Below are 8,681 nucleotides of genomic sequence, written 5' to 3' on the forward strand. Positions count from 1 at the left end.
GTCCCCGGCCGGCGGTGGCGGCGGTGCCGCGGGTGCCCTCGCCCCGCAGCAGAGCAGCACGCCGGCCGCGCCGAGCAGCAGCACCCCGCCGCCGCCGTCGTCGAGCCCGGCCCCGGCCCCTTCGGACGGCTCGGTCGACGCGGAGACCGCGAAGGAGATCCAGGCCGCCAAGGCCCTCCGGCAGAACCCGCAGCTGATCGGCGCCGACGGCCAGCCGAACCAGGACCTCGTCTCTAAGGCGATGGCGTCGCTCACCTGTGCGCCGAACGCCAAGGACCCCCTCGAGGGCAACGACGACCCGAAGCTGCCGCTGGTCGCCTGCGGTGACCACGACACGTACAAGTACCTGCTGGAGCCGGAGTTCCTCCCCGGCACCGAGATCGCCGACGCGAACTCCAGCTACAACACGCAGAACGGCCAGTGGGTGGTGAACCTCAGCTTCAAGAGTGAGGGCACCAAGATCTGGGCCGACTTCACCTCGAAGAACGTCAACCAGCAGGCGGCGTTCGTCCTCGACACGCAGGTCGTGTCCGCGCCGAACATCCAGGTGGCCATCCTCGACGGCAACACCCAGATCACCGGCAAGTTCACGCAGGCCGAGGCGAAGGACCTCTCGGACATCCTCAAGTACGGCTCGCTGCCGCTGTCGTTCGCGTCCTCGGACGCGACCACGGTGTCGGCGACCCTCGGCCTGGCTTCGCTGGAGGCCGGCCTGATCGCCGGCGGCATCGGCCTGCTGGTCGTGTTCATCTACTGCCTGTTCTACTACCGGCTGCTCGGCGTGCTGACCATCCTGTCGCTGGCCCTGTCCGGCGCGCTGGTGTTCGCCGTGCTGGTGCTGCTCGGCCGCTGGATCGGCTACACGCTGGACCTCGCGGGCATCGCCGGCCTGATCATCGCCATCGGGATCACGGCGGACTCGTTCGTCATCTACTTCGAACGGCTCAAGGACGAAATCCGGGAGGGCCGGACGTTCCGGTCCGCGGTGCCGCGCGGCTGGGTCCGCGCCCGGCGCACCATCCTGGCCTCGGACGCGGTGAGCTTCCTGGCCGCGGCGATCCTGTACGTCATCGCGGTCGGCGACGTGCAGGGCTTCGCGTTCACCCTCGGTATGTCCACGGTGCTCGACCTCGTCGTCGTGTACCTCGTGACGCACCCGCTGGTGGCCATGGTGTCCACGTCCAAGAACAGTTTCCTGTCCAATCCGAGGCACCTGGGCCTCGGCGCCGTGCAGCAAGTGGGTTCGCAGCGTAAGAAGTCGACCGCGGTCGGCCGCGCGAACGTGAAGGAGGCCTGACATGGGGGTCGAAGACCTGGGCACGGACGCCGAAGGCAACGCCAAGGTGGCGGCGAAGCCCGGCAAGAAGGAAAGCGTCTTCCACCGGCTCTACGTCGGCACGGGCGCGTTCGACGTCGTCGGCAAGCGCAAGCGCTGGTACCTCTTCTTCGGCGCGCTGGTGCTGGTGTGCCTCCTGTCGATGATCATCCGCGGCTTCAACCTCGGCATCGAGTTCGAGGGCGGCACGCAGATCCAGATGCCGGCCAACGGCACGCACGGCGTGATCACCGAGGAGCAGGCGAAGGAGTCGTTCCAGAAGGCGTACGGCCGTCCGGCCACGGAGGCGCAGAAGGTCGGCACCGGCAACGCGGCGACCATCCAGATCCGCACCGACACGCTGAACGCGGCCGACGTGGCGAAGGTCAAGCAGGGCCTGTTCACTGACCTTGGCCCGATCGGCAGCAACGGCCAGCCGAGCGTCCAGGCCATCAGCGACAGCGCGGTGAGCGCGTCCTGGGGTGGCGAGATCTCGCAGAAGGCGCTGATCGCGCTCGCGGTGTTCCTCGTCGCGGTGGTCATCTTCCTGGCGATCTACTTCGACGCGCGGATGGCACTGGCGGCGCTGATCTCGCTGCTGCACGACATCTTCGTCACCGCGGGCGTGTACTCGCTGATCGGCTTCGAGGTCACCCCGGCGACCGTGATCGGCCTGCTGACCATCCTCGGGTTCTCGCTCTACGACACGGTGGTGGTGTTCGACAAGGTCCGCGAGAACACGCGCGGCCTGCTCGGGCTGACCCGCCGCACCTACGGCGAAGCCGCGAACCTCGCCCTGAACCAGACCTTGATGCGGTCGTTCAACACGGCGTTCATCGCGCTGCTGCCGATCCTCGGCCTGCTGATCGTCGGGTACGTGCTGCTCGGCTCGGGCACGCTGCAGGACCTGGCGCTGGTGCAGCTCACCGGTACCCTCGTCGGCGTCCTGTCGTCGGTGGCACTGGCGACGCCGCTGCTGGTCGACTTCAAGATGCGCGACCCGAAGTACGCGCAGCAGGCCGAGCGGGTCCGCCAGCGCCGGGCCAGCCAGGAGCGCAAGGCGGCGGGCGAGGACTTCGACGCCTCGGACGACGACGCCCTGGCCAAGGAACTGCGCAAGGAGAAGGCGTACGCGGCCGCGTCCAGCGTCCCCGCCCGGATCCAGAAGCAGCGCCCGGCCGGGAAGCGGAAGCGCTGACGTGCAGCTCGACGACGCCCTCGGCCTGATCGCCGAGGTCCCGGACTTCCCCGAGCCCGGCGTGCTGTTCCGCGACCTGAGCCCGCTCTTCGCGGACGCGGGTGCGTTCAAAGCGGTGACCGACGCACTGGCGGGCACCCTCGACGACGGCGTCGAGGCGCTCGCCGGCGTGGAGGCCCGCGGGTTCCTCCTCGCCGCGGCCGTGGGGTACGCCCGCGGCCTCGGCGTGGTGCTGATCCGCAAGCCCGGCAAGCTGCCGGCCGTGGCGGGCCGGGTCGACTACGCCCTGGAGTACGGCACGGCGACGGTCGAGCTGCCGTCCGGCGTGGTGCGCCCGGGCCAGCGGATCGCGATCCTCGACGACGTCCTGGCCACCGGTGGCACGGTCGCGGCCACCGGCAAGCTCCTGGAGGACGCGGGCGCGATCGTCGACAGCGTCTCGGTGGTCCTCGAACTGGCCGCCCTCGGCGGCCGCGGCGTGCTGGCCAACCGCAAGATCCACGCCCTCCGAACCTGCTGAGCAGTCTGCCGCGGCTGGTCGTGAGTGGTAAGGCGGCTTAGAATCCGCTTTACCACTCACGACGGTGAACCGGCTGGTGACGGGCTCCACATCCCCCTGAACGGGCGCACCCGACAGGGCTGCGAGGCGTAGCGGCTACCCTGGTGGTCCGAAGGCCGCACGAGCAGCAGGAGGTGCGGGTGAGCCAGGAGCTCGACGCCGCGGTGCCCGCGAAGCAGGGCGCCCAGCAGAACGGGCAGGCGGCGGCATCGCCCGCGCCGCCGAAGCCGAACGGTGCGGCGCCGAACCCGTCCGCGACCCGGCGGGTCCGGGCGCGCCTGGCCCGGCGGATCACCGCGCAGCGCGCCGCCCCCGTCAAGCAGGTCCTCGAACCCCTGGCCGTCATCCACCGCGAGCTCCACCCCAACGCCGACCTCGGGCTGCTCCAGCGCGCCTACGACGTCGCCGAGGAACTGCACCGCAACCAGCGGCGCAAGTCCGGCGACCCGTACATCACCCACCCGCTGGCCGTCGCCACCATCCTCGCCGAGCTGGGCATGGACACGACCACGCTGGTCGCGGCCCTGCTGCACGACACGGTGGAAGACACGGGGTACGCCGTCGAGAGCCTGAAGGCCGACTTCGGCGAGAAGGTCGCCGAGCTCGTCGACGGCGTCACGAAGCTGGACAAGGTGCAGCTCGGCTCGTCCGCGGAGGCCGAGACCATCCGCAAGATGGTCATCGCGATGGCCAAGGACCCCCGGGTGCTGGTCATCAAGCTCGCCGACCGGCTGCACAACATGCGCACCATGCGCTTCCTGCCCCCGGAGAAGCAGGCCCGCAAGGCCCGCGAGACCCTCGAAGTCCTCGCGCCGCTGGCCCACCGGCTCGGCATGGCCACGGTCAAGTGGGAGCTGGAAGACCTCGCCTTCGCGATCCTGCAACCCAAGAAGTACGACGAGATAGTGCGCCTGGTCGCCGACCGCGCGCCCTCGCGCGACATCTACCTGCGGTCGGTCATCACGGACCTGACCAGCAACCTCGTGTCGTCGCGGATCACCGCGAAGGTCGAGGGCCGTCCGAAGCACTACTACTCGATCCACCAGAAGATGATCGTCCGCGGCCGCGACCTGGACGACATCCACGACCTGGTCGGCGTCCGGATCCTGGTCGAGGACGTCCGCGACTGCTACGCCGCCATGGGTGTCGTGCACGCGCTGTGGCAGCCGGTGCCCGGCCGCTTCAAGGACTACATCGCCCAGCCGCGCTTCGGCGTCTACCAGTCGCTGCACACGACGGTGATCGGTCCGGACGGCAAGCCCCTCGAGGTGCAGATCCGCACCTACGAGATGCACCGCACCGCCGAGTACGGCATCGCCGCGCACTGGCGCTACAAGGAAACCAAGGGCACGCACACCGGCAACGCCATGGACGTCGACGAGATGGCGTGGATGCGCCAGCTCCTCGACTGGCAGCGGGAAGCGGCGGACCCGGGCGACTTCCTCGAGTCGCTGCGCTACGAGCTGGCCGCGCGCGAGATCTTCGTGTTCACGCCCAAGGGTGACGTCATCACGTTGCCGGTCGACTCGACGCCGGTCGACTTCGCCTACGCGGTGCACACCGAGGTCGGCCACCGCTGCATCGGCGCCCGCGTCAACGGCCGCCTGGTCGCGCTCGAACGCAAGCTCGAGAACGGCGAAGTCGTCGAGATCTTCACGTCGAAGGCGGAGAACGCCGGGCCCTCGCGCGACTGGCTGCAGTTCGCCGGCTCGCCGAAGGCGCGTGCCAAGATCCGGCAGTGGTTCGCCAAGGAACGCCGCGACGAGGCGATCGAGGGCGGCAAGGAAGCCATCACCAAGGAGATCCGCAAGGTCGGCCTGCCGATCCAGCGGCTGGTCTCCGCGGAGTCGATGGGTGCGGTGGCCACCGAGCTGCGTCACGCCGACATCTCGTCGTTGTACGCGGCGGTCGGCGAGGGCCACACGAGCGCGAAGCACGTCGTGCAGCGCCTGGTGGCGCTGATCGGCGGCGTCGACGCGGCGGAGGAGGAGCTCGCCGAGCGTGCGACGCCGTCCACGGTGACCCGCCGCCGCGGCTCCAACGACGTCGGCGTGGTGGTCAAGGGCGCCAGCGACGTCTGGGCGAAGCTCGCCCGCTGCTGCACCCCGGTGCCGGGCGACGAGATCCTCGGGTTCGTGACCCGCGGCGGCGGTGTCTCGGTGCACCGCACCGACTGCACCAACGCCGGTGACCTGCAGTCCCAGCCCGAGCGGCTGGTCGAGGTCGAGTGGGCGCCCTCGGCGTCCTCGGTGTTCCTGGTGGCCATCCAGGTCGAGGCGCTCGACCGGCACCGCCTCCTGTCCGACGTGACGAAGGTGCTGGCCGACGAGAAGGTCAACATCCTTTCGGCTTCGGTGACCACGTCCCGCGACCGGGTCGCGGTCAGCCGCTTCTCGTTCGAGATGGGCGACCCGAAGCACCTCGGCCACGTCCTCAAGGTGGTCCGCGGCGTGGAAGGCGTCTACGACGTCTACCGCGTGACGTCGGCTTCCTAGGAAGCTCAGGAGACGCCGGCGGCCGCGGCGATCCGCGCGCGTGACTCCAGGAGTCGCGCGCGCAGCGGCGGCAAGTCGACACCGAGCACGCGCCCGTGCCGTTTGACCGGCTTCCCGGCGACGTAGACGCTGTCCACCAGCCCGGGGTGACCGGCGCTGACCACGGTGCGGACCGGGTCGCCGACGGGGAAGACCGAGAGGTCCTCGGCGTCCAGCAGGACGAGGTCGGCGTCCTTGCCGGGAGCGAGGCTGCCGATCGTGCGCCCGCAGATCCGGGCACCGTTCACCGTGGCGCACTCGAGGACGGTCCGCGTCGTCAGGCCGCGGTCGGCGGCCAGTGCCGTGCGCATGGCGCCGAACAGGTCACCCCCGGCGGACAGGCAGTTGTCGACCGACAGCGACGGCCGCAGCCCGGCGGCCAGCGCCCGGGCGGTGATGAGCGGCTCGAAGCCCATCTTCAGCTCGACGTCCGGGCTGACCGACACCGAAGAACCCGCGTCGGCGAGCATCGCCAGCTGGTCGTCGGAGAGGCCGTTGCCGTGGACGACGGTCGTGCGGTCGTCGAGCAGCCCGCGGGCGTGCATCTCCGCGATCGGCCGGTCGCCCCGCGGCCAGCCGCCGGTGCCGTGGACGTGGGTGCTCACCGGCAGCCCGAGTTCCCGTGCCAGCGCGACGTCCGCGGCGGTTTCGTCCATGGTGGAGATCACCGGCCCGCGCAGGCCGAGCACCATGTCGTCGCCCGGCAGCAGCTTGCGCACGCGCCGGATCTCCGGCGCGATGTCCGGGCCGTCGGCGCCGTAGCAGAAGATCGAGTGGCCGGGTGCGTCGTGCAGCCCGGCGATCGCGGCGTCGGCGTGGTCCGGGTGCCGGGCGCAGTGGAACCAGTCGAGCATGGTGGTGACGCCGGAGTTGAGGGCTTCGAGACGGCCGAGGAGGTTGCCCAGGTAGACGTCCTCGGGCCGGTAGTGCGGTTTGAGCGTGCCGTGCGCGGCGACGCGGTACTGGTCGAACGTCCAGTCCGCGCCGAGGCCGCGGAACGCCGTCTGCCAGGTGTGCCGGTGCGTGTCGACGAAGCCGGGCAGCACGATCTTCCCCGTCGCGTCGACGATCTCGGCGTCGGCGGCAGCGATCTCCGGAGCGACGGCGGCGATCCGGCCGTCCTCGATGAGCAGGTCGCCGCGGGGAAGGTCCCCGAGCGCCGGATCCATGCTGACCACCATGCCGCCACGCAGCAGTGTCTTCATCGGAGTCCTCCCAGAGTTGACGTGTCAACTCTGTAGGCTACTCCCATGCTGGAGCCGGCGGAGTGGGAGTTCTGGGACACCTGGATGCGCGCCCAGCGGCGGCTCGCCCGGGAACTCGACCGCGGGCTGCAGCGCGACTGCGGCATCTCGAAGGCCGAGTTCAGCGTGCTGATGACGCTGACCGGGCCGATGCGCGTCGGCGAGCTCGCCGACGCGCTCGACTGGGAGAAGAGCCGCGTCGCGCACCTGCTGACCCGGATGGAGAACCGCGGCCTGGTGGCCCGGACCGAGGACGGCGCCACCGGCCGGCGCACCGGGATCGAGCTGACCGGCGAAGGCCGCCGGACGGCGGAGAACGCCGTCCGGGCCCACGGCGCCACCATCCGCAGCCTCGTCCTCGACCGGCTGACGCCGGAGCAGGCCGCGGCCATCCGGGCGTGGAGCGAGCAGCTGCTCGAGCAGGGTCAGAACAGCCCCGCGACCAGCGCGCCCAGTGACGGCACCGCCTGAGCCAGCGCACCGGCCCGGCCTGCCCCGCGCGGGCGGCTGAGGGCCAGCGCGTCCGACACGCCGAGGGCGATCCCGGCCAGCAGCATGAACGCGCAGCCGTAGCGGACCAGCCACTGCCCGGCGTCGACGTGGCCGGTGTGCAGCAGCACCAGCCCGAGCACCGGCCCGGCGGCGAGGAACAGGTTGTAGAACCCGACGTTGAACGACCACAGCCGGGTGGCGGGCAGGTTCGCCGACGGGATCTTGAAGATGCCCTCGTGCACGCCCGGCCGTTCGAAGAGCACCACCTCCCAGGTGAACGCCAGCAGGTGCACCAGCACCGCCACCCCGGCGAAGAGCTGCGCGACGGCGTTCACGGCACGAACTCGATCCCGTGCTGTCCGGCGATCTCCGGGATCTTCTCCGGCGTCGCCCGGTCGACGGCGCGGAAGAACCGACCCATCCCGCCGGTCAGGGACACCGCGAGGAACTGCGCCGACGGCGTGTGCACCGTGAAGGTGTTGGCGGCGCCCGCCGGGATGCTGATCGACGCACCGGGGCCGAGGTCGTGGAGTTCGCCGTCCACGTACACCGTGATGCGGCCGTGCAGCACGTAGAAGCTCTTCGCCCAGGGCTCGGTGTGCGGCGGGACGGACGGCCCGCGCGGCGCGTCGACCTCGAACACCTCGTAGGCGCCGCCGGTGTGCTCGGCGCCGACCTTGACGGTGATCCGCGCGTCCTTGGTGTCGAGTTCCGGGCCTTCGCCCGGGGCACTGAAGTGGGTCATGACGCCGACGCTAGGAACGCCGGCCGCGGGGGACCATCCCGGAAAAGTGGGATACCCGCCGCGGGCGGTGGCGGCGCATACTGCGTCCATGTGGGACGGCCGGGCGCAGGCGGTGCGGCGGGACGTCGCCGCGCTCGCGAAGGCGGGCCTCGGCGTCGCGGAGCTGCACGCCGCCGCCATCGAGCTGATCGACCGCGTGGTGCCCGCCGAGCTGACGTGCTGGGCGTCGCTGGATCCGGACACCGCGGTGATCAGCTCGATGACCAGCGGGCGGGCGCGGATCCCCGGCGAGTACGAGCCGCTGCTGGCGGCCTACGAGTACGACGGCGCCCAGCCCCACACCTTCGCCGAGCTGGCGCGGCGGCCGGTGCCGGTGGCGCGGCTGTCCGACCTGCCCCGCCGCGCCGCCGAGCGCAGCGGCCGGCTCACCGAGGTCTGGCGGCCGCTCGGGCTCGGCCACGAACTGCGCGTGGTGTTCCGGGTGGACGGCACGCCGTGGGGCGCGGCCGGACTGGTGCGCACCGGCGAGTTCAGCGACCGCGAGGTCGAATTCCTGACGTCGGTCGCGCCCACGCTGGCCGCGGCGACGCGGGT

At 71.1% G+C, this 8,681-nt stretch carries 8 protein-coding genes and 1 pseudogene; 6 read left to right on the forward strand and 3 right to left on the reverse strand.

Annotated elements, in window-relative coordinates; all coding sequences use genetic code 11:
* The 4 genes from secD to IE317_RS43810 form a co-directional block, all read left to right on the forward strand.
* The coding region (gene secD, locus IE317_RS43795; protein ID WP_191317259.1) for a protein translocase subunit SecD at positions 1-1,297 on the forward strand (1,297 nt) is incomplete at its 5' end.
* A 1-nt stretch (position 1,298) separates the two neighbouring features.
* On the forward strand, positions 1,299-2,513 hold the full coding sequence (secF, locus tag IE317_RS43800) for a protein translocase subunit SecF (RefSeq protein ID WP_191317260.1): 1,215 nt from the start codon (positions 1,299-1,301) through the stop codon (positions 2,511-2,513).
* Position 2,514: 1 nt separating this feature from the next.
* Complete coding sequence (locus IE317_RS43805; protein WP_191317261.1) at positions 2,515-3,033, forward strand: adenine phosphoribosyltransferase; 519 nt, start codon at positions 2,515-2,517, stop codon at positions 3,031-3,033.
* A gap of 179 nt (positions 3,034-3,212) precedes the next feature.
* Positions 3,213-5,567 carry a RelA/SpoT family protein gene (locus IE317_RS43810; RefSeq protein ID WP_191317262.1) on the forward strand — a complete coding sequence of 785 codons (2,355 nt, stop codon included), beginning with the start codon at positions 3,213-3,215 and terminating at the stop codon, positions 5,565-5,567.
* A 5-nt stretch (positions 5,568-5,572) separates the two neighbouring features.
* On the opposite strand, the gene IE317_RS43815 is transcribed toward IE317_RS43810, so the two are convergent.
* Entirely contained in the window at positions 5,573-6,811 is a 1,239-nt protein-coding gene (locus tag IE317_RS43815; RefSeq protein WP_191317263.1) for an amidohydrolase family protein, read from the reverse strand.
* A 45-nt stretch (positions 6,812-6,856) separates the two neighbouring features.
* Between IE317_RS43815 and IE317_RS43820 the strand changes: the two genes are divergently transcribed.
* Complete coding sequence (locus IE317_RS43820; protein WP_191317264.1) at positions 6,857-7,321, forward strand: MarR family winged helix-turn-helix transcriptional regulator; 465 nt, start codon at positions 6,857-6,859, stop codon at positions 7,319-7,321.
* Here the strand turns inward: IE317_RS43820 and IE317_RS43825 are convergent.
* Positions 7,276-7,677, reverse strand: a complete 402-nt coding sequence (locus tag IE317_RS43825) for a DUF1304 domain-containing protein (RefSeq protein ID WP_191317265.1) — start codon at positions 7,675-7,677, stop codon at positions 7,276-7,278. The two genes, IE317_RS43820 and IE317_RS43825, sit on opposite strands and share 46 nt — an antisense overlap.
* Positions 7,674-8,087, reverse strand: a complete 414-nt coding sequence (locus IE317_RS43830; RefSeq protein ID WP_191317266.1) for a cupin domain-containing protein — start codon at positions 8,085-8,087, stop codon at positions 7,674-7,676. Before IE317_RS43830 ends, IE317_RS43825 begins: the two co-directional genes overlap by 4 nt.
* 88 nt (positions 8,088-8,175) lie before the next feature.
* On the opposite strand from IE317_RS43830, the pseudogene IE317_RS43835 reads away from it, so the two are divergent.
* Positions 8,176-8,681 (forward strand): annotated as a pseudogene (locus IE317_RS43835) (helix-turn-helix transcriptional regulator); the annotation flags it as partial.

Origin of the sequence: Amycolatopsis bullii, assembly GCF_014654205.1 — a bacterium.
GTDB lineage: Bacteria > Actinomycetota > Actinomycetes > Mycobacteriales > Pseudonocardiaceae > Amycolatopsis > Amycolatopsis plumensis.

What these genes read in the sequence shown, in the direction of transcription:
- IE317_RS43815 (WP_191317263.1), bottom strand. Translation starts at nt 6,811, where the DNA reads ATGAAGACACTGCTGCGTGGCGGCATGGTGGTCAGCATGGATCCGGCG.
- secF (WP_191317260.1), top strand. Translation starts at nt 1,299, where the DNA reads ATGGGGGTCGAAGACCTGGGCACGGACGCCGAAGGCAACGCCAAGGTG.
- IE317_RS43830 (WP_191317266.1), bottom strand. Translation starts at nt 8,087, where the DNA reads ATGACCCACTTCAGTGCCCCGGGCGAAGGCCCGGAACTCGACACCAAG.
- IE317_RS43820 (WP_191317264.1), top strand. Translation starts at nt 6,857, where the DNA reads ATGCTGGAGCCGGCGGAGTGGGAGTTCTGGGACACCTGGATGCGCGCC.